The sequence below is a fragment of the Xenorhabdus lircayensis genome (genome assembly GCF_016306625.1).
Classification (GTDB): Bacteria; Pseudomonadota; Gammaproteobacteria; order Enterobacterales; family Enterobacteriaceae; genus Xenorhabdus; species Xenorhabdus lircayensis.
The window spans coordinates 22,099-44,458 of the sequence record NZ_JACOII010000037.1; the positions used below are offsets into that span (position 1 = coordinate 22,099).

Sequence of the window (22,360 nt, forward strand, 5' to 3'; positions counted from 1 at the left end):
TTTTATTATTACATTACGCTACCATACTTATTTAATTTACGACTTTAATTAACTTTTTTAAGTAATAATAGCCTGTTTAATCAGGCTATTATTATCGAGAAAATTAGTGCTTAATAATATAAAGATACTTTGTCAAAATAGTTCCCAGAGAATCAATATGAACACCACCGACATAAGGCTTAATTAATTTAACACGCACATAATAGTAGACCGGAATGGCAGGAATCTCTTTATTGAGAATATCGATCGCCTGTTGATAATCAGCTGGGTCGTTAGTTTCATCTGCTTTTAAAACCCATTTATCAAATTCCTTATTTTGATATTTCATGTGGTTATTGGTATTTCCTGAAGTGAAAATATCTAAGAAGCTGGTCGGGCTACTATAATCCGCATTCCATGAGTATCTCGTCAGTTCGAAGTCGCCTTGAGTCATACTAACATTCTGTGTTTTAGATTCTTGATTTTGTAAAACGACTTCCACACCCAGATTCTTTCTCCATACTGAACTGGCAGCAATGGCAATTTTTTTATGGCTATCAGAGGTGTTATACAGCAGGGTAAGCTTAAGCGGGTTCTTTTCATTAAAACCAGCCTTACTCAGTAACTCCTTGGCCTTTGCAACACGCTGTTCCTGTGTCCATGAAGCATATTCAGGATGCTTTAAATAAATACCTCCGGCTCCCGGAAACACCACATCATATGCGGGTTTTTGGCCATTGCCCAATACCTTGTCAGTGACAATGTTCCTATCCACTGCTAAAGCCAGTGCTTGTCTGACCCGAACATCATTAAAAGGCGGCCTTTGCGTATTAAACAGATAATAATAGACTCCCAATATAGGCTTAACATGGAGTTGATCACTAAATTTCTCCTTAACCATTGGTAAGAACTCCGATGGCCCACCGTTGGATATATCAATTTCTCCTGTCATATAGCGATTTAAGTCAGCTTTATAATCTGATAATGGCAAATAAGTGACTTTATTAATGACGGTATTTTTATTATCCCAATAATAGGGATTTCTGACACCAACAATTTTTTCATTCACGACCCATTCAGAGAGTTTAAAAGGCCCATTACTGACAAAAAATTGTGGCTGCGTCCATCTAGTACCATATTTTTTGATAACCTTTTCACTGACAGGAGACATGGCGGGATGCGCCAGCATGTGCAGAAAACCCGCTTTTGGCCTTTCCAGTGCAATTTCTATCGTTGCATCATCCAGTGCTTTTACACCCAGTTCTTCCGGTTTTTTCTTACCTGACAGTACATCATGTGCATTCACTACAGTGGCTTGGATCAGATAGCTACCGTAAGGAGAAATAGTGTCAGGAGTAACCAGTCGCTGAAAAGAAAAAACCACATCATGGGCCGTAATCGGTGTACCGTCAGACCATTTAACCCCTTTTCTTAAATGGAAGATCCACGTTTTATTATCTTTAGTTTCCCAACGTTCAGCCAAGGCGGGAATAGTATTCTCTTCTTTATCCGTATCAACTAGGCGCTCAAAAAAATCCCGCAAAATATCAAATTCACTGCTAGATTCGGATTTATGCGGATCTAAAGAACCCGGTTCGGAGAAATTATTGCGGGTGATTTCTTGCTTATCTGCCAATTGTACATTGGCAGGAATAACGGCAGCATAAGATAATGTCACACTTCCCAGTATTAGACTGATAGAACAGGTTAATACTTTGGCAATTTTATTTTTTATTAGCCTTGCCATCGTTTTCTGCATATTAGTTGTCTCCATAACTTTTTTTGTTATTAAATAATCATTACATATATCACTATCACCTTATGATCATCACTGGCATAAAAATTACTATATTGAGTAATATCTTCGAGTAATTGGAGCTATCTTTAAATTTAAAAATTGTCCCAATGCAGAAGTGCAACGCATAATAATGAGCGTTGCACTTCTAATCTGGAACAAACCACCGTTACAGTATCTTTGATCTATTGGTTTTATCTACGATGATCTACGGTATCTTTTATCCCCATCACACTATTTTGCACCGAGATCAATAATCCGATCCTGTTTCGGGTAATAAATTGGCGATTTTTCTGAGAAGAACTTAACCACCGCATCCACATCTGGCACGTTATAGACAGGATCGGTTCCCTCTTTAAATACTGAGAAACTACTTCCTCCCGTTGCCAGATATTCATTGGCTGCCACGCGGTATTTCGCTTTTATATCAACGGGTTTCCCATTGATTTTTATCGAACTTGCAACCACGCGATCGCCCACGGGTTTGGTGCTATCCCATGAATATTGCAGGCTGTGCGATACCGCCAGAACCTGTGGATGTGAGCGATCCCATTGCTGTTCCAGCAATCGTTTGATCTGCTCGCCAGTCAGTGTTTTGGTCACCAAAATATTGGAGAACGGCTGGACAGTATAAACCGCGTTATAAGTCACATCCCCTGCATCCATAGGCGCCCGAATACCGCCGTTGTTGACGAACGCAATCTGTGCGCCACCATCTTCTTTCGCAGTCGTTGCGTACAAATGAGCATCCGCGATCACTTTACCCAATGCAGACTCCCCGCCTTCACTGGTTTGTTTGGTTAAGTTTCGTTCCAATTTACCAATAACGCGGTTCGCCAGCGGTGTGGCAATTTTTTCATAGGATGACAGTAATTCGGTGACTTTTGGATCTTTGGCGTATTTACGGTTATCAACCCAAATATTTTTGGCCTTGAAATCCACTACATCTTTCGTGGTTTTATCCAGTTTCAGATCCAATTGGGTAAGCAGAGCACCGTTGGATTGGGCAGAAGTGACGGATTTACCATTAATCACGCAGTTATAAGCCTGATGGGTATGGCCGCTGATGACAAAATCCACTTCTTTATCCAGATGATTGACGATCTCCAATACCTTGCCTGTTACGGCATTACAGGCGTTGACGTCAATACGCCCTCCGTCACGTTTTTGTTCTGCGCCTTCGTGGATCAAAATGCCTATCGCTTTCACGCCTTTTTTCTGCAATTCAGGCACCAAGGCGTTGATGGTTTTGACTTCGTTGGCAAAACTCAATCCTTCCGTGCCCTTGGGGGACACAATGGCGGGCGTTCCTTCCAGCGTCAGCCCGATAAAGGCAACCGGAACGCCATCAAACTCTTTGATGACATATTCAGGGAAAAATGTTTTGCCCGTTTCATTAACGGTGACGTTAGCAGACAGATATTGGAACTCCGCTCCCTTAAAGGGTTTTGACCCCTGACAGCCCGTCATCGGATGACAGCCACCATTTTGCTTACGCAGCAGTTCGTCCTTACCTTTGTCAAATTCATGATTACCGACAGAAGTCGCGTCCAATCCAGCAAGGGACAAGGCTTCGATACTTGGCTCATCATGGAACATGGAAGAAAGCAGCGGGCTGGCACCGATCATATCGCCTGCGGCAACCACGATATTATTTGGGTTCTCTTGTTTCAGTTCCTTAATCAAGGTAGCCATATGTTCAATGCCACCCGGCTGATTAGGCCCAGAGGCTTTCAATGCCCCATGAAAATCATTCAGGCCCAGAACCCGAACGTCCACCACGTTTGCCGGATCATAAGCTGGCTTGGTTGCACATCCTGCCAACAATGCTGTGCCAATCGCAATCGGAAGTAATTTATATTTATAATTCATTTTGTTATCTCTTAACGTTCAGGCTTTGGGCAATCAATCACTTCAAAATTCTTGCTATAGCAGATATAGAATTCGTCACGATCAATCTGAATGCGTTTGCCTTTCAATACCGGGTTATGTTCTTGCAGGAATTGAGTCAGTTTCTCATTGGAGGGTCGGCCTTCCGGCAATACTAAACGGTTGAAGAGTTCCTGTTGTTTGCTGAAATAGTGTTTTGCGGTATCGAAAGCACAAACGCCGTGTTTTTCCCATTCCGCTTGCAGCAAATCGATGCCAGGAGAAGTACACAGGTAAGGTTTGATGGTTTGGTAATTCAAGGCAGGCAGGTCGCCCTTGCATAAACGAGGATGCTTTCGAATATCTGACCAGTCGCGGCATTCTTCCAGAGATCTTCCATCGCAAGTTTCCGACCACAAACCATGCAGTATCCAGCCAAATTTATTGCCAGAGAAACATTGCAGTTCGAATTTTTCATATTCGCGCTGTGCTTTGACTTTCTCATTCTCATGTTTCAGGCGTTTTATGCCGTTCTTTTTGTAATCACAAAATGCAGGAGAGTAGTTAATTGCCAGCTTAAAATAATCGGTCGAAGCCTTGTCATTCTGACCATAATGATCAGTTTTGGCATCATAATCGTAATTGGCGGTTGGCTGCTCTGGCACGATGCAAGAAGCGCCTTCTACCAGCTTGGCTTGTGCTCTCAATGGTTCACTGGTTTCGGGCGAAGTGGCGCATCCCGCCGCCATTAGTGCCAAAACGAGAGGTAGTGGTTTTAGAAAGGGTAACGGTTTTAGAAGACTCATAGCAATAAATCCATCAGCAGATAAACAATCCGCCTGTCCTTCAGCTCCCCAGTGGGGCCGAAGGGCAGGCATCAGTACGGTTAAGGTTTATTTTTTCTCTGTCAGATCAATCTGATAGATCGCAAAACCGATATCATCATTTTTTAAGTATTTCACTGGATATTGAGCATGTTCTTTAATGAATTTCGCCGCTTTTTCTGATGGTGAAGTTTCAAAGCGTACATCCAGTTTTTTATCGGTCTTGATTGGCAGGAATGACCAATTGTTTTCAGCCTGAGTTAATACCATACCTTTCTCTGTGGTCATTCTGGAAATGTAAGAAGCCAAAATAGTGCGGTTTTCATCCGGTGAAGCGAACGCAATGTGATCTTCACCGGTTCCCGCGAATTTACCGCCGTAACCACGATAGTTATTAGTGGCGATCAGGAAGGAGGCTTTCGGATCAATCGGCTTGCCCTGATAGGTCACATCTTTGATGCGGTTCGCACTTTTATTGGTAAGCTGGCAGTCGGTGTCGTATTTTGCTGGCTGGGTCAGGTCTATCTTATAATTAACGCCCGTGATGGTGTCGAAGTTATAAGTACGGAAACCATCCCAGTTCAACAACTCTTGCGGTTTGGTGGAAGTTGGATCGATCTGGTTAAACATGCCCGCAGAGCATTCCAGCCATTCAACTACGTCTGCGCCTGTCGCTTTCACTACAACCAGTGTATTTGGATAGAGGTACAAGTCAGCCGCGTTACGGAACGTCAGATCACCCTTTTCCACTTCCACAAAGTCAGCCGGCGCATTTTTGCGTCCACCCGCTTTGAAAGGTGCGGCGGCAGCCAAGACAGGAATTCCCTCTAGATTCGGATCACCTTGAATGAAGCGTTTGGTGTAATCCACCTGTGCATCATTCACGATCTGAACGGTCGGATCGCTCTGGATCAGAGCCAAAAAGCTGTACATGTTGGCAGAAGCTTTACCAATGAATTTACCAACGAAATCGCGGGTTCCCTGATGATCTTTTTCGATGATGGAAGCCAGTTTGCTATCGCGCTCAACCAATGCTTTTTTATGGACTTTGTCATAGATAGGACGCGCTTCCGCTTTGGCAGATTCGACTTTCCATTCGCCGCTGTCGTTATTGATCACCATATCAACAACGCCCAGATGATCGCCCCACTGTCCCGGCATCACGGCAGGAATGCCATTGACTGTTCCATTGGCAACATCAACACCCTTGACTTCTGCATACTCCTTGCTTGGGAACACACCATGAGCATGACCAAACATGATGGCATTAATGCCCGGTACTTCGCTCAGATAGTAAACGGAGTTTTCTGCCATCGCTTTATAAGGTTCTTGAGAAAAACCCGAGTGCGGAATAGCAATAATCAGGTCAGCACCCTCTTTTTTCATTTGGGGAACGAATTTTTTCGCGGTCTTGGTAATATCATTAACAATGACTTTTCCATCCAGATTGGCTTTGTCCCAAATGCTGATTTGTGGCGGAACAAAACCGATATAACCTACCTTAATAGTGTGTTCTTTGCCTTCTCGATCTTTTACTGGGGTATCAACGATAATATAAGGCGTGAAGTAGTTTTTGCCAGTTTTGGCATCCATGATATTCGCGTTGATATAGGGGAATTTGGCACCGGCGATGGCTTGTTTCAGGTAATCCAGCCCAAAGTTGAATTCATGGTTACCAAAGTTACCTACGGTATAACCCATGGTGTTCATCAGCTGGTGGGCTGGATGAACATCCCCTTCTTTTAATCCTTTTGCTGCCATGTAATCCGCAAGTGGGCTGCCTTGAATCAAGTCACCGTTATCAACCAAAATTGCATTGGTGACTTCTGCTTTGGCCGCTTTGATTAAGTTCGCGGTACGAACCAAACCAAACTGCTCAGTGGATTTATCTTTAAAATAATCGAAATCAATCAAATTGCTGTGGATATCCGAAGTTTCCATCACCCGCAAATCAACAGTTGCCGCGTTTACATTGAATGCCACCAGCATTGCCAATGTTGACACTTTCAACACATTCTTCATCATGCTACGCCCCTTTATAGAATGATACGGGAGAGCCAACAATACCCTTCATCTTCAAGCTGCTGCCTTGAAATCTATTGGGTATGATTCCCCCGATAAAATTTTGCTTAAAAAGACAAACGTGCTCCTGTTCCCAAAATGGTTTGTTTTTTATCTTTGTAAGCCGGATTGTTGCTACGGGCATCATCATATGCCGTTTCAACAAACAGGATCAGGTTATTGTACTTAGAAACCGCAAAACGCTTATCTAAACCGACCGTGTAAGTTTGTTTTTTATAGTTGAATGTAATGGCATCCCCATCACGCAGGTAATATCCCGCATAGATTCCACTTCCCTGTTTATCCCAATGCCACTTCCCGCCCAGACCATATAGGTTTGCTTTCCAGTCACCTTTGACAGATTTTTCCTGTGGGCTTTCACCACTGCCTTCTCTGTACACTAACCCTGGGTTTTTGGAACGTGCCAGCCCATAATCCAAACCAATGGAGAATTCACGGCCGGGGAAATAATATTCCATACCAATGGCCATCAGGCTATCTTGCGGAGAAGCCAATCCAGCATCTCTGGCACTCTTCCCTTTATTGCCTTCTTGTGTATTCTCAGCCGTGACCTGTTTTCTACTCTCCCCTGTTGCCTGAGAATAACCAGCATTAACTTCCAGACCAAAATCCGATTTATAGAAACCTACCACTGAGTAAGCGTGACGAATGTCACCATGATGGCGTTCGTTATCAGCACCGGATTTACCACTGTAGGTTGCAGCAAGGTTGAAACCTTGATAGCTATTGGTTTGGACGAAAATGGTTTGAGGCAAACGGGTGAGAAAGTTATTTTTTCCAACCCCACCTTTGCTATAGCCCGTAGAACTGCTCAATACGTCACTAAAATAGAATACGCCCGTGTTGCCATAGCCATAGCTGGATTTTTTCACCCAGTCGATGGGAATATAAGTGCGGCCAACTTGAATCTGTCCAACGTCACGATGAGAAGCCCCGATATAACCAACACGGTTATACATTTCAAAGCTCGTTTTGTTATTTTCACTGTTGGTTCTTTGGCTATCAGAACCCCACTCCATTTTGCCGAAAACGTTAATTTCTTTAGTCAGTTCATGGCTGGCACTGATACCGATACGGCTGCTATCATCTTTGATTCGAATATCGCGATCCTGACTGGTCACCGTCGCTTTCATACGAATCTGACCATTTAGATCCACCTTGCTTCCTCTGTCGTTGTATACCGTAACCGCATTGGCGCTGCCAGACATCACCAATAATCCAATTAAAGCAGCCAACGGCTTCATGTTTTTCATAATAAGACGCCCATCAAATATTAAATTTAATAATTTGATTTTCTTTCAGGCAAAATATCGCCATATCGCAGATCAAGCTGCAATATATTTAGGGCAATAAATACCCGTCACTATTTTTTCGCCAAAAGAAAATCGCTCAAAAAAATGACAAATTTTGAATGCTATTTAAAATTATCTTTTTCTCTATTACAGCTTCCTGTTGAGAGTTTTATCAACACCATGCGGAGTAAATAATCAAAATGAGATGTAACAATAGTTCGTTTTATTTTTATTGCATATTTTAATAATAACCTAAAAAAACCGTATTTTTCGTGAAGAAATCCACATTAACATAAATATATAGACAAATTATTACAATGCTATGTGATAAACATCACAATATATTGTCTTTTCTCGTTTTTACCATGCAACCCTCCCTATCCACAAAAAAATCAAAAATCTTTATCTATCATGCTATTGAAAACGAATTCATTTGGCATATTCCTTTCATATCTACTTTTTATTTATCTAATAGACTGTCTTTTTTATCATCTAAATAATTAATAAATTTAAAGTCAAACAAGATATTTCATTAATTACGGAATAAATATATTTTCCATTATTATAGAAATATCCATCATAAATATGATGAATTGATTGATTTATTATTCCCATTATTACGCGTAACATGGAAAGTAAATTAACGGATAAAGTTAAAAATTTAAGTTAAGCAAACCTTTAATAAGGTCAGGATTTTTATCGGGAAGATAAATAGAGCAAGCCAAAATAGAATTCATTTATCATGATTGTTCATCTTTCAAGTTGCGGCTTTGTTTAGTCACTTTCACTCACCGTCGCACGCAACTTGAAATCTATTGGGGATTCTGGGTTCAGGGATTTTCAATCCATGCCTGTTAGAACCTATCCTTGTAGGCGTTTATTGTTGGCGGTAATACGGTGTTAGCGCTGAGGCCACAACCAAGCTGCGCCACGCACGCCACTGGAATCTCCGTGCACCGCTTTCCTAATCGGTGTTGCACACTCGCCACCAAAAACCCACGCCTTGACTAAATCTGGCAGAGTTTGGTAGAGGCGATCGACATTACTCATTCCACCACCCAGTACGATCACATCTGGATCAAGTAAATTAATCACCTGTGCCAGAGCCTGTGCCAAGCGTCTTTCATAACGGTGCATTGCCAATTCGGCAAACTCATCTCCCTGTGTCAAAGCCTCCATAATTTCATGGCCTGTTTTATGTACGCCACTCAAGCGGAAGTAATCCGTCATGAATCCGGTTCCCGACACAAACGTTTCGGTACATCCCGGCTTACCGCAAAAACAGCGAACATCAGCCTGATACGCCCGATCTTCTTCATCCATCCACGGTAACGGATTATGCCCCCATTCCCCTGCCAGCCCATTGCCGCCCGCATGAACCCTGCCATCAAATGCGATTCCAGAACCACAACCCGTTCCAATGATAACGGCAAATACCATTGGCCTCCCCGCCCCTGCACCATCCGTGGCTTCTGACACGGCCAGACAGTTTGCATCATTGGCGATACGCACTTCGCGTCCCAACAAGGCGGCAATATCCTTATCCAATACTTGACCATTCATCCAAACTGAGTTGGCATTTTTCACTTTTCCGGTAAAAGGCGAAATAGCGCCAGGTATTCCAATCCCCACCGTTCCTTGCTGTCCGGTTGCCTGTTCCGCATCGGTAATCAGCCCAACAATGGCGGCCAATGTTTTCTGATAGTCATTACGGGGAGTATCCACCCGTTTGCGAAATAGCTCTTCGCCTTGATCGCCTAATGCGATCACTTCAATTTTGGTTCCACCAAGATCAATACCTATACGCATAGTTTACCTTTTCTAGTTTTACCTTTTCTATTTAGTACGATGACGTTTTTTATTATATGAAAATGATGAGGTTATTATATAAAACTGATGAAGTTCTAGGGCTTCGTCACATGATTCGTTATTATGCACCCCTTATGTTTTAAGATGACCTTTGTCACGATGCGCAACAATATGGGGTAACCGAATGTTATGGTTCAAAAATTTAATGATTTACCGTTTAAACCGAGAGATTTCTCTTTCTGCGGATGAACTGGAAAAACAATTAAGCCCATTGGCATTCACCCCGTGCGGCAGTCAAGATATGATGAAAACCGGCTGGGTTTCCCCGATGGGTTCCCACAGTGAAGCATTGACCCATGCTTCAGGCAATCAGATCCTGATCTGCACGCGCAAGGAAGAAAAAATGCTGCCTTCTCCTGTGATTAAGCAGGAAGTACAGGCTAAAATAGCCCGTCTGGAAGGTGAACAGCATCGCAAACTGAAAAAAACAGAAAAAGATTCGCTGAAAGATGAAGTGATCCACACTCTGCTGCCAAGAGCATTCAGCCGTTTCAGTCAGACCTATATCTGGATCGATACCGTTAACAATCTGATTATTGTTGACGCCGCTAGCGCAAAACGCGCTGAAGATAATCTGGCCTTACTGAGAAAAACGCTGGGATCATTGCCGGTCGTTCCCCTGACATTCACTGATCCCATTGAGTTGACCTTAACCGAATGGGTACGTTCAGGTAATCTGCCTGCGGGTTACGCCTTGATGGATGAAGCCGAGCTGAAAGCCATTCTGGAAGGAGGCGGCGTTATCCGCTGTAAGAAGCAGGAGTTGGTATCAGACGAAATTGCGACACACATTGAGTCCGGCAAATACGTCACCAAACTGGCATTGGATTGGGAGGAACGCATTCAATTCATGTTGTCAGATGATGGTTCTCTCAAACGCATCAAATTCAGCGAAACCTTGCGTGAGCAAAATGATGATATCGATCGTGAAGATTTCACCCAACGATTCGATGCAGATTTTATCTTAATGACGGGTGAATTAAGTGCGCTGATCAAAAACACCATTGATGCGCTAGGCGGCGAAGCCGAAAAATAATAGAAACAAAAACGAACTGCCTCAACAGCCATATCCATTGAGGCAGTTCGACAAGATAACACACTGTATTTTTCAGTCAGTATCCATCTAATTAAGTGGCGAGCTCAATTAGAAACGGTAAACCAGACCGACACCAACGATGTCATCAATGTTGATCTTGGTTGCTTTGGTAAAATCATTGTTTTTCAGCAAGTTGAATTGATATTCAGCATAGGTACCCATATTTTTGTTGAAATTGTAGGTAGCACCGACTGAAACATATTTCACCAAATCTTCAGAACCGTTGGTTGTCACTATGTGCTTGTCAGCCAAGTCGTTACCCAGATTTTTACCCTTGGAATAGACAAAACCAAGGGATGGACGCAGACCAAAATCAAACTGATATTGCGCGGTCAGCTCAATGTTTTGGGTCTTATTGGCAAACATTGTGTGTTTTTCCACAGAGCTACCAAATCGGGTCAGGTTATGGGTTTCACCATACATGGCTGCCAGATAAACGTTATTTTTGTCATATTTGGCAGAGACGATCCATGCTTCAGCTTTATTCCCTTTCGACAGAACCTTGGCTTCATTACTCCCCAGTTTTTGGTCTGAAGTACGGTTGGAATTGCCGTATGCTGCACCAATACTGATACCATTACTAAAATCATAAGAACTGGAAAGACCAAAACCATCACCATTCTGTCTTGATACATCACTACGACTATTTTTAGTGCCACCGTCATTTTTACCTTGGTACTGCAAAGCAAAATTAAGGCCATTCACCAAACCAAAAAAGTCAGTATTACGATATGTTAATAGCCCTGTCGAACGCCCCATCAAGAAGTTATCGGTTGCAGCTATAGAATCACCCCCAAATACTGGCAGTGCATCGGTCCATGAGTTGGCATCATAAACGACACCGTAGTTACGGCCATAATCGAGCGAACCGTATTCGCCAAATTTCAGACCTGCGAAAGCCAAACGTGTTCTGGCATTTTTACCGCTTTCCGTTTCAACGCCATTAGCACCCATATTGAATTCCCAACGCCCGAAGCCAGTCAGTTTATCTGTAATTTGGGTTGAACCTTTAATACCTATACGACCAACGGAACCATCGCCCGCCTGTTTATCTGATTTGGAGAAGGTTCTCTGGACATCTGCCTTTCCATATAAGTCAATTTTATTACCATCCTTATTAAAAATTTCAGCGGCATTTGCTGCCCCAGTGATGAGAAGTACCGGAAGTACCATTGCTATTGCGTTGTGTTTTATCATTATCATGTTCCTCATTAATATTGTTATTTTTTCGCCACCGCCAAAAAACTCGCATCCCAAGAAATATTTTTTCTGGAATAAATAATCAGGTGAGCGGAATATTTTTTACATGAACTTGTTATTCAAATGTTAAATTTGTAACAAGAGATAACGATACTAAGATTTAATGCAACCTTTTGCTAACAAAAATTAGCAGAAAATGCCATCCTGTGAAGGAAGTCACATCATAAGTATCCATTCAATAACTTGATATCATTAGTTATGACAATAGCTTATTTAAAACAGTTAGTTAGAAATAATAAGTGAATTAATAAAAATGATTTCTCTTATGAGCTGACGGATTTTTACATTTATTATTTTTCACTCCCGTTTGTATTTTTTCACGGATATTTATAATGGATTACGTGATAATAATTCATTGATATTGTTGACAAGCAGCAGTGAGTTCTGTATTTGGTGAAACGTGATTTAGTTCGTCCATTTAAATTTAAATCAGTAATTTCTGTTTATTAATGGAATCACGCCAATTCGGTACAAATATTAACAGCTGATAAGGTGCTAAAATGGCAGAAAATCATTCACGTCCACGAGGCCGCCCCACAATTCCAGAGCAGGAAATACGCCAGAAAATTCACGAAGTAACACTTTTACTTCTAATTAATCAAGGCTATAACAAAACAACCATGGATGTGGTTGCCAAGAAAGCGGGTATTGCCAAAAAAACTCTCTACCGTTTTGTTAGAAATCGAGAAGATCTGATTGAACAAATTGTCATACGTTGGACAGACAATTTAATGCCGATCTTTAAGAAGGAGGCCAATAATTCTCAACAATCCATTAAGTTATTGAAAATTTATTTAGGTGAAATGGCAGAGAAATCCTTATCTACAGATGCCGTGGGTTTATTTAAATTACTGCTATCTGATTTTCCTTATCGTGAAACACTACTGGGTAAATACCAGCAAAGTGGTATCGAAAGAGGCAAAAATATTCTGGCTGATTGGCTTGAACGCCAATATCAGCAAGGATTACTGAAAAAAATGGATTTTCACATTATCAGCGAATTGGTGATCTCAATGGTCATTGCAGAACCACTCAGGCAAATGGCGCTGGGTATCCTCCCGCCGCTACCAGAAACGGATATCACGCCCCGTATCACCGCAGCAGTCACATTACTTGCACATGGTTTTGTAGGAAAATAGTATTTATTTTTCAGTTGGTTAACTTTAACGATAATATAAATCGGCGCTGAAACAGCAATCACATCAGCGCCTTCTCTAAAATGAGAAAAAAAACACCATGAAATTTTCCTTTCGTCCCCTATTATTAACTGCCGCCTTAAGTTGCAGTTTTTCATCCATTGCGGCTTCTACCGATCACCTTCCCCTCATGCCGTGGCCACAACAAGTTTCAGTGCAACAGGGGCGCCTTTATGATATTGACCGAAAACTGAATATCACCGTCACAGGGGATGATATGCAGGATGCGATATCCCGCTGGAGAAAACGAGTTGAAGTGCAAACTGGCTGGATATTACCACCACCCAATACCAGCCTTCCCTCTGTCACGACGATCACAATTAACATCGCCAAGAAAACATCCCCGATTCCCCAGCCCAACAGTGATGAAAGTTATCAGCTGGTCATTCAACCCCACGGTGTCACACTGAAAGCTGCAACCCGGTTTGGCGCAATGCGTGGCATGGAAACCTTGCTGCAATTATTGCAAAATGATGCCAAAGGAACTTATCTGCCACTGGTCAATATTACCGATAACCCGCGATTTTCATGGCGTGGTGTGATGCTTGATTCAGCTCGCCATTTTCTGCCCGTCGAAGCGATAAAACGACAATTGGAGGGTATGGCCGCCGCCAAAATGAATGTCTTTCATTGGCATTTAACCGATGATCAAGGCTGGCGTTTCGCTTCAGACCATTACCCTAAACTGCAACAACTCGCCAGCGACGGTCTGTTTTACAGTAAGGCTCAAATGCAGGATGTGGTTGCTTATGCGAGCGGTTTAGGCATCCGTGTTGTGCCTGAAATCGATTTACCGGGTCATGCTTCCGCCATTGCTGTTGCCTATCCTGAACTGATCAGTGTACGTGGGAATTATGAGATGCAGCGTCAATGGGGCATCCATAAACCAACGCTGGATCCGAGCAATCCGCAAGTTCACCAGTTTGCCGATATCTTAATCGGTGAAGTCGCTGAAATTTTCCCTGATCCGTATATTCACATTGGCGGTGATGAAGTAGATGCCACTCAATGGAATAATTCAGATAAAATACAATCGCTTATGCAGGATAAAGGCTTGAAAGATCCCCATGCCCTGCACGCGTGGTTCAATCAAGCACTGGAAAAGATCCTTGAAAAACATGGACGCAAAATGGTGGGTTGGGATGAGATCTATCATCCCTCATTACCTCGCTCGATAGTCATTCAATCATGGCAAGGGCAAGATTCTCTGGGAAAAACCGCCGATGAGGGCTATCAGGGGATCTTGTCGACAGGGTTTTATCTCGATCAGCCCCAAAGTGCTGTCTATCACTATCGCAATGAAATATTGCCGCAAGCACTCAATGCCGATGATAACGTGAAAGCAGATGAAACAGCGCAAAGCTGGTCATTTACGATGCCGCGTTTGAAGGGCAACCCAGTAACTGGCAGTTTTACCCTGATTCAAGACACCAAAGGCAAATGGCGTGGTTTTATTGATTTCACCGGTAAGTCTCGCCGTGCCGTTAATAAGATTATTTGGCAAGGAGATACGGTCAAGTTCACTGTGGATAGCTGGATGGGAGAAACCACGCCAGTTGTGAATCTCGATCAGAAACAAAAAACCGCTGGCGGTTATATTTTATTGGGCAATGTGCGTTATCCAATCACAGGAGAAAAACTGGCAGCTGTTCCCACCGGCAAGCAGCCTGTCGTACTTGCGAGTCACCATCAGCAGAATATTCTAGGGGCGGAAGCCGCATTATGGTCAGAGAATGTTACTGCGGAAGTGCTGGATATTAAGCTCTGGCCACGTACCTTCGCCATCGCCGAGCGGCTTTGGTCTGCCAAAGATGTGACTAATGAAAAACGCATGTATCAGCGCTTGCAAGCGATGGATGCGTGGACAACGGTATCCGTCGGATTGCAGCAGCAAGCCAATAGTCAGCGGTTGATGACTCGTCTGGCAAATAGCACGAATATTGAGCCATTGCAAATTTTGGCTGAAGCAGTGGAACCAGCCCAATATTACTCCCGCCATCATGCCAAGTTTCAAGCGGGTAATTACCATCAATATGAGCCGCTTTACCGTTTTGCTGATGCGCTGGGGCCAGAAAGTCATGTTGTCAGGGAAATAGAGACATTAATCGATCGGTTATTAAGGAATAAGCAGGATTGGCAAGCAGAGCAAACATTGCGTGATCGGCTAATACGCTGGCGGGATAATCATGATTCCGTGATGAAAATCGTCAAAGCGAACTATATGACACGTGACCTCGTGCCCGTTGCCAATGATGTGAGCGAGATTGCCGAACTCGGCTTGGTGATGTTGGATCACTTGAAAGCCGGAAGAAAATTTTCTCCACAGCAGCGGCAAGATGCACAGAAACTGCTGTCACAAGGCGCGCAGATGCGTGATGAAGTGGTGATACGGGCGGTATATCCGTTGGAGCGGATGCTTGATTATTTGAATCAATCAGCCTAACAATGAGGTAAGCCAAAGGGTAACGATCTGTGCAGGAACAATAAAGTTTAATTCTAGGGCGTGTCGACGTTTTGTGAGGAGAAGCTGAGCAGCATGATGATTTGGTATAATCACTTTCGCCAAAAAACAACCAAACCTCATCATCATGCCGCGAACTATATTAACAGATACAAAATGGAATAAGCTATCTGCATTCATGCAACAGACTGGATTTATCTATCACAAAACGGAACATCGACTTACCCTTGAAGGCATCCTCTATCAGATGAGAACCGGTATTCCTTGGCGTGATCTTCCCCCAGAATTCAGCAAATGGAATCGTGTTTTCCAACGTTTTAACGTCTGGTCAAAGAAAGGTTTTTTACATGTAATTTTCAAAGGGTTATCTGGTCATGCTGATCGGGAATGGTTATTCATTGATGGCAGTATTGTCCGTGCCCATCAGCACAGTGCCGGAGCGAATTCACAGGAAAATGAAGCTATCGGGAAAAGTCGGGGTGGACGTTCAACTAAAATCCATTTGCGGTAGATAGCCAAGGTTTACCCGTCCATTTTGAGCTGTCCGGTGGACAAACACACGATATCGTTCATGCGGAAAGTCTGGTGAGAAACTCTCCGCTATCCGATTTTGTGATTGCCGATAAGGGCTATGATAGCGAGGCCTTTAGAGATGCTGTCAGACACCAGGGAACAACACCTGTCATACCTTATCGAAAAAATAGCCAAAAGATGGATAAAAATATCGACAAAGGGTTATATCGTTATCAACATTTAGTAGAAAATGCCTTTGCCAGAATAAAGAATTTCCGAGTAATATCAACAAGATACGATAAATTAGAACGCAATTACGCCAGTAAATTAGCACTGGCGTTTATCGTTATATGGCTGCCTATGTGGGTTGATTGATTTATGAACACGAAACGTCAACACGCCCTAGGTAAAACTTATATAAAACCAATATTTTTTAAATATAACCATATGAATTATATTTGCTTTTATTCTGATCTGGTTTTCATATTTCATATATATAAAAAATAAACATATAAAAACTTACTGTTTATCAGGTCTGTTTTCTTGATGTGGTGTCGTTTTTTGGTTCAGAACACACTTGCACTGACAGATATAGACAGGTAGAGCTCACGAGTTTTTTGCCCAACATCAAGCTCAAGTAACGATATCAGAAGCTCAGAAATTCCATTTCTTTAGCTATCCCCTAAATAAACATATTCACTTTTACGAATATGTTGTTGACGTCACGTTGCTACTGAGTATTATCTCCAGTTCATCAACGCAACACAGGGAGTGTTTATGACTCAGCTTACTCCACTTCAATTTTTCAAATATCTCTCCGATGAGACGCGTCTCTATATCATGCTATTGCTGCGTGAAACCGGAGAGTTGTGTGTCTGCGATATATCAACAGCACTTCAAGAATCACAGTCTAAGACCTCGCGCCATCTGGCAATGCTGAGAAAAGCGGGGTTACTTTCAGATCGGCGGGAAGGCAAATGGATTTACTATCGTCTTTCGCCACATGCTCCTGTTTGGGCAGCGAATGTCCTTGAACTGGCCTCGCAATGCGAGTATGCAGAGATCACACAATTCAGTAAGCGTCTCCGGCAGGTTAATACGACAACGAATGGTAAAGCGCTCTGCCAATAATGGGTTAAAAAATTTATTCAAATATATGTGCTAAATCAAATATGTTATTTTTGGAGAGAACTATATGGCTGGCAGGTACAATTTTTATTCTGACTTTGATTCTTGTGATATGGCAGCCGAGAGGACTAAGCATTGGCTGGAGTGCTATGATGGGAGCCGCACTTGCCTTGATTACCGGCGTAGTCCATATCGATGATATTCCTGTGGTGTGGCAAATTGTCTGGAACGCGACGGCGACTTTTATTGCTGTCATTATCATCAGTCTGTTACTTGATGAAGCGGGTTTTTTTGAATGGGCTGCATTGCATATCGCCCACTGGGGAAATGGCAAAGGCCGCTGGTTGTTTACCTACATTATTCTTCTTGGAGCGGCTGTCGCAGCGCTGTTTGCGAACGATGGTGCAGCGCTGATCCTGACACCTATTGTTATTGCGATGCTACTGGCACTCGGTTTTAGCCGTGGGGCAACGCTTGCATTCGTTATGGCCGCTGGGTTTATTGCGGATACAGCCAGCCTACCTCTGATCGTTTCTAACCTGGTTAATATTGTCTCCGCTGATTTTTTTAATCTCAGTTTTAATGACTATGCTTCAGTTATGGTTCCGGTTGATATTGCCGCCATCATTGCCACACTAGCCATGCTTCATAGTTTCTTCCGAAAAGAGATCCCAATCACCTATGACGTTGCTAAATTGAAAATGCCGCATGAAGCCATCCGCGATGCTCGAACATTCAAAGCAGGTGGGGGTGTGCTGATCTTATTGCTCATTGGCTTTTTTACTTTTGAACCGCTAGGGATGCCGGTTAGCTTCGTTGCTGCGGTTGCAGCCGTTATTCTTTGGTTGGTCGCTCGCTGTAGCCACGTGATCGACACTGGAAAAGTGCTGAAGGAAGCCCCCTGGCAAGTCGTTGTTTTCTCATTGGGTATGTATTTGGTGGTGTACGGACTGCGCAATGCCGGTCTTACGGATGTCCTGTCTGGTGTTCTGAATGCCTTCGCTGACGGCGGTATCTGGGGGGCAACACTGGGCACCGGCTTCCTGACAGCAATACTATCATCGGTGATGAACAATATGCCTACGGTGCTCATCGGCGCACTGTCTATCGATGCCAGTACTGCTACAGGCGTCGTCAAAGACGCCATGATTTACGCCAACATTATTGGCAGCGATCTGGGGCCCAAAATTACGCCAATTGGCAGTCTGGCGACGTTACTTTGGCTACATGTACTGGCGCAGAAAAATATATCTATATCGTGGTGTTACTACTTCCGTGTGGGGGTTGTCATGACCCTGCCAGTTCTTTTTGTCACCTTAATCGCATTGGCAATCCGTTTGTCATTTTAACGTGGCGTGCAGCCACCTCGTTATCTAAAAGAGAGTGAGTTATGTCCAATGTCACTATACATCCCAATCCAGCCTGTGGTACATCGCGTAATACGCTGGAAATTATCCGCAGCAGTGGCGTGGAACCCACTATTATTTGTTATCTTGAAACGCCTCCTGCACGCGGTGAACGGGTGAAATTGATTGCGAATATGGAGATTCCGGTTCGTGCACTTTTACGCCAATATATTAAACCTTGGTTGGCTGGTCAGAAGGCATGGTGTGGTGTTCGCCTGAGCGACATGGAGCAATGACTGGAATAATGAAATCGCAGATCGACTGGATACCTCTCTCAGAAGGCGCAATACGGCCTTCGCAGGGTAAAACGCTGGCCATTATACAGGTCAACGGTGGTTCGCAATCTTTCAATGCAGTCAACCAAATACGTATTCTTGGCCTTATCCCCAATAGTTTTCAATTTTCGACGGAAACCACAAGAGATTTATTTTGGGGAGAATTGTAATAGATAAGAAAGTCGAACTGCCCAATAACTATTCGGGCAGTTCATATTTATCACGCTATATTCCCGTGACATTCGCTATCAAACAGCATTGATGAGACTTATTGAGCGGCAACAGATTCCATTCCCACCAACCCAACTTTGAGATAGCCTGCTTTACGCAGGGAATCCATTACGCTCATCAAGGTTTCATAATCCACAGTTTTGTCTGCTTGGAAGAAAATCGTGGTTTCTTTGTTGGATTGCGTGGTTTGATCCAGTACTGAGGATAAGTTATTACGATCAATCTGTTGCTCACCCACATACAACTGATGATCCGCTTTCACGGTCAAGAATACAGGTTTTTCTGGGCGCGGTTGCGGTTTAGCTGATGATGCCGGCAAATCAACTTTGATATCTACTGTTGCCAATGGTGCAGCCACCATGAAAATAATTAGCAGCACCAACATCACGTCAATAAATGGCGTGACGTTAATTTCATGCAATTCACCGCTATCGTCCAAATCTTCATTAAGACGTATTGCCATAGTTTATTACCTTGCCTCTGCTTTTTCTGCTTTGCTTTCAGCCAGATCAAGATCACGCCCCAGCAACAGGATTGCCTGAGCCGCCATATCTCCCACTTGCCCACGGTATGATGAAATAACACGGGCAAAGACGTTATAAATCACTACCGCAGGGATCGCTGCGACCAGACCCAGTGCTGTCGCCAGCAGTGCTTCCGCGATACCCGGTGCAACAACGGCCAAATTAGTGGTTTGTGAATGAGCGATACCGATAAAGCTGTTCATGATCCCCCAAACTGTCCCGAATAGGCCGACAAATGGAGAAATTGCGCCGATGGTCGCCAAATAGCCGTTGCCACGTCCCATATGACGGCTGATTGCTGCGACGGCACGTTCCATACGGAATGAGGTTCTCTCTTTAGTACCGACTTTGTCAGTGCTTACTGCGGACAGAGTACGCTCTGACTGTGCTTCGCTCAACAACAGACGACTGATACTCCGCTTGCCAAAATCCGCGGCAATTTTCGTCGCCTCATCCAGATTGCCAACGTCAGCCAAGGCCAGTTGTTCTTTGCGTAAACGGCGGCGAGCCATTAACAATTCAGCGCCTTTGGAGAAAAGCAGCGCCCATGTAATGACAGAGGCGATCACCAATCCCACCATGACGGTTTTTACTACCGCGTCTGCGTTCTTATACATGCCCCAAACAGACAGATCTGTTGCGAAGCCACTGGACAGGTTTTCAGATTCCTCTGCAACCGTTTCGGTAGTTACGGTTTCTGCTGTACCAGCCGCTACGGTTTGCACTTCAGTAGTTGCTGGCGCATCTGTTTTCTGCGTATCCGTTTTCTGGACGTCAGTTTTCGGTTCTACCACTTGCGGAGCTACGGAAGATTCTGATGTTGCCGGAGCGGCTACCTGAGCAGCAGCCTGATTTTCTGGCACGGCTGTTGCTGGCGCTGTATCAGCCCATGCTGAACTTGTTAATCCGAATGCCAATAGAATAGAAGCTGTCAAATTACGCATCAGTTAGCCTTACTCTCTTTCTTATAGATTCTGTTACTTAGCAGTGAATAACGTTTACTCATCTTGCTAATCCTAATATGACCAAAGTCATGCTTCTTACTTTCTTCTTGCCTCAAGGGTTCAAGAGGGGAAAAAAGTCCGCTGCAAATGATATCAGACATTGTGCGATTTGATAGTAATTATCATTACTATTTAATAAAAAAGTGATAATTAACGATACACTTTCGTTAACGCTTTCTGATTTGCCATCGACAGATCACCTTGAATTTTCGTCAAGTTGCTCGAATCCCTTTGGTAAAACCACCTCAAATCTTTTAACTTGCTAATCATTATTTGCACAATTTTATTTGGCCACTGAACAATGAGCCAAAAATTAACTTGAGGTGAGATTCCATGACAGAAAAGAAGCTAGAAACCTTATTGGTCAGTGCAGGAAGGCAAAAAAAATATACGCAAAGTGCCGTTAACCCTCTGATTCAACGCACGTCATCTGTCATTTTCAATACCGTTGAAGATCTGAAACATGCTTTGAAGAATCGTGCCAAGGGCGAATTATTCTATGGGCGACGTGGCACACTGACGCATTTTGCCTTTCAGGAGACGATGGCCGAACTGGAAGGCGGCGCAGGCTGCTCACTATATCCTTCCGGCGCCGCTGCTATCACTCATTCGATCCTGGCATTTGTGGAAACTGGCGATCATGTTCTGATGACCGGAACGGCTTACGAGCCGACGCAGGAATTTTGCGATCACTTTCTACAAAAAATGGGCATTTCCACCGATTATTTTGACCCGATGATCGGAGAGAGCATTGCTTCGCTGATTAAGCCAAATACCAAGGTTATCTTTCTTGAGTCTCCCGGCTCCCTGACGATGGAAGTGCAAGACATTCCCGCTATCGTGCGGGCTGTCCGTCAGGTCAATCCTGAGATTGTGATTATTATCGATAATACATGGTCGGCGGGCGTTCTGTTTAAGGCGCTGGAGTTTGGTATCGATATTTCTGTTCAATCTGCCACGAAATATATCATCGGCCATTCGGACGGAATGCTGGGAACGGCGGTGGCTAATGCTCGATGTTGGGATCAACTCAGGGAACGCTCTTACCTGCTGGGACAAATTGCTGATCCCGATACGGTGTATATGGCAAACCGTGGGCTGCGCACACTAGCGGTTCGCTTAAAACAGCATGAAGAAAGCAGCATCAAAATTGCCAAATGGCTCGCAGAACGACCAGAGGTGGCTGAAGTTTATCATCCTGCTCTGCCTTCTTGCCCGGGACATCATTACTTTCAGCGCGATTTCACTGGTTCTAGCGGGCTATTTTCTTTTCTCCTGAATACCCAACTTACGTCTGAGCAATTTGCTGATTATCTTGATAACCTGAATCATTTTAAAATGGCATTTTCATGGGGAGGATTTGAGTCGTTGATTTTGGGTATTCAACCTGAAACGCTCAAATTACTGCGTCAGTATGATTCATCGCAGAAAACAGGTACCTTATTCCGTCTCCACATTGGGTTGGAAAATCCACAAGACTTGATTGGCGATCTGGCAGCCGGTTTTACTCGCCTTGCCATTCGTTAACCCAGATAATCAACGCTCAAAAGCGCGCA

General features: G+C 43.6%; 16 protein-coding genes and 2 pseudogenes. 9 read left to right on the forward strand and 9 right to left on the reverse strand.

The window, feature by feature from the left end:
- Window positions 1–103: 103 nt before the first annotated feature.
- From H8A87_RS09880 to mak, 6 genes are all read right to left on the reverse strand, one after another.
- Window positions 104–1,738: an ABC transporter substrate-binding protein gene (locus H8A87_RS09880; RefSeq protein WP_232370170.1), complete on the reverse strand. Its 1,635-nt coding sequence runs from the start codon at window positions 1,736–1,738 to the stop codon at window positions 104–106.
- Between the two features lie 270 nt (window positions 1,739–2,008).
- Window positions 2,009–3,646 (reverse strand): bifunctional metallophosphatase/5'-nucleotidase, encoded by a 1,638-nt coding sequence (locus tag H8A87_RS09885; RefSeq protein WP_198689806.1) that lies wholly within the window; start codon window positions 3,644–3,646, stop codon window positions 2,009–2,011.
- Between the two features lie 11 nt (window positions 3,647–3,657).
- Complete coding sequence (locus H8A87_RS09890; protein ID WP_198689807.1) at window positions 3,658–4,449, reverse strand: ribonuclease T2 family protein; 792 nt, start codon at window positions 4,447–4,449, stop codon at window positions 3,658–3,660.
- An 87-nt stretch (window positions 4,450–4,536) separates the two neighbouring features.
- Window positions 4,537–6,492 (reverse strand): bifunctional 2',3'-cyclic-nucleotide 2'-phosphodiesterase/3'-nucleotidase, encoded by a 1,956-nt coding sequence (locus tag H8A87_RS09895; RefSeq protein WP_198689808.1) that lies wholly within the window; start codon window positions 6,490–6,492, stop codon window positions 4,537–4,539.
- Window positions 6,493–6,596: 104 nt separating this feature from the next.
- Entirely contained in the window at window positions 6,597–7,802 is a 1,206-nt protein-coding gene (locus tag H8A87_RS09900; RefSeq protein WP_198689809.1) for a porin, read from the reverse strand.
- A 939-nt stretch (window positions 7,803–8,741) separates the two neighbouring features.
- Complete coding sequence (gene mak, locus H8A87_RS09905; protein WP_198689810.1) at window positions 8,742–9,650, reverse strand: fructokinase; 909 nt, start codon at window positions 9,648–9,650, stop codon at window positions 8,742–8,744.
- A 184-nt stretch (window positions 9,651–9,834) separates the two neighbouring features.
- Here mak and rdgC point away from each other — a divergent pair, with 184 nt between their 5' ends.
- Window positions 9,835–10,746 carry a recombination-associated protein RdgC gene (gene rdgC, locus H8A87_RS09910; protein WP_198689811.1) on the forward strand — a complete coding sequence of 304 codons (912 nt, stop codon included), beginning with the start codon at window positions 9,835–9,837 and terminating at the stop codon, window positions 10,744–10,746.
- Between the two features lie 108 nt (window positions 10,747–10,854).
- Here rdgC and H8A87_RS09915 read toward each other — a convergent pair whose 3' ends face one another.
- A complete protein-coding gene (locus H8A87_RS09915; RefSeq protein WP_232370171.1) occupies window positions 10,855–12,003 on the reverse strand; it encodes a porin in 1,149 nt (382 codons plus the stop codon).
- Between the two features lie 563 nt (window positions 12,004–12,566).
- Here H8A87_RS09915 and H8A87_RS09920 point away from each other — a divergent pair.
- The 7 genes and pseudogenes from H8A87_RS09920 to H8A87_RS09950 all read left to right on the forward strand — a co-directional run.
- The gene (locus tag H8A87_RS09920; RefSeq protein ID WP_198689812.1) at window positions 12,567–13,205 is read left to right on the forward strand and encodes a TetR/AcrR family transcriptional regulator; all 639 of its coding nucleotides are present in this window, start codon (window positions 12,567–12,569) and stop codon (window positions 13,203–13,205) included.
- Window positions 13,206–13,302: 97 nt separating this feature from the next.
- Window positions 13,303–15,705, forward strand: a complete 2,403-nt coding sequence (locus H8A87_RS09925; protein WP_198689813.1) for a beta-N-acetylhexosaminidase — start codon at window positions 13,303–13,305, stop codon at window positions 15,703–15,705.
- 145 nt (window positions 15,706–15,850) lie between these two features.
- A protein-coding gene (locus H8A87_RS09930; protein ID WP_198689814.1) for an IS5 family transposase occupies window positions 15,851–16,611 on the forward strand; the annotation gives its coding sequence in 2 pieces (ribosomal slippage) (window positions 15,851–16,226 and window positions 16,226–16,611; 762 coding nt in all).
- A gap of 402 nt (window positions 16,612–17,013) precedes the next feature.
- Complete coding sequence (locus tag H8A87_RS09935; protein ID WP_198689815.1) at window positions 17,014–17,367, forward strand: metalloregulator ArsR/SmtB family transcription factor; 354 nt, start codon at window positions 17,014–17,016, stop codon at window positions 17,365–17,367.
- Window positions 17,368–17,429: 62 nt separating this feature from the next.
- Window positions 17,430–18,713: an arsenic transporter gene (locus tag H8A87_RS09940; protein WP_198689912.1), complete on the forward strand. Its 1,284-nt coding sequence runs from the start codon at window positions 17,430–17,432 to the stop codon at window positions 18,711–18,713.
- A gap of 41 nt (window positions 18,714–18,754) precedes the next feature.
- A pseudogene (locus H8A87_RS09945) lies at window positions 18,755–18,952 on the forward strand (arsenate reductase); the annotation flags it as partial.
- Window positions 18,949–19,149: pseudogene (locus H8A87_RS09950) on the forward strand (NAD(P)H-dependent oxidoreductase); the annotation flags it as partial. The pseudogenes H8A87_RS09945 and H8A87_RS09950, both read left to right, overlap by 4 nt.
- A 164-nt stretch (window positions 19,150–19,313) precedes the next feature.
- On the opposite strand, the gene exbD reads toward H8A87_RS09950, so the two are convergent.
- Window positions 19,314–19,739 (reverse strand): TonB system transport protein ExbD, encoded by a 426-nt coding sequence (exbD, locus tag H8A87_RS09955; RefSeq protein WP_198689816.1) that lies wholly within the window; start codon window positions 19,737–19,739, stop codon window positions 19,314–19,316.
- A gap of 6 nt (window positions 19,740–19,745) precedes the next feature.
- Window positions 19,746–20,744, reverse strand: a complete 999-nt coding sequence (exbB, locus tag H8A87_RS09960) for a tonB-system energizer ExbB (protein WP_198689817.1) — start codon at window positions 20,742–20,744, stop codon at window positions 19,746–19,748.
- Between the two features lie 393 nt (window positions 20,745–21,137).
- Here exbB and metC point away from each other — a divergent pair, with 393 nt between their 5' ends.
- Window positions 21,138–22,331, forward strand: a complete 1,194-nt coding sequence (gene metC, locus H8A87_RS09965; protein WP_198689818.1) for a cystathionine beta-lyase — start codon at window positions 21,138–21,140, stop codon at window positions 22,329–22,331.
- Window positions 22,332–22,360 lie beyond the last annotated feature (29 nt).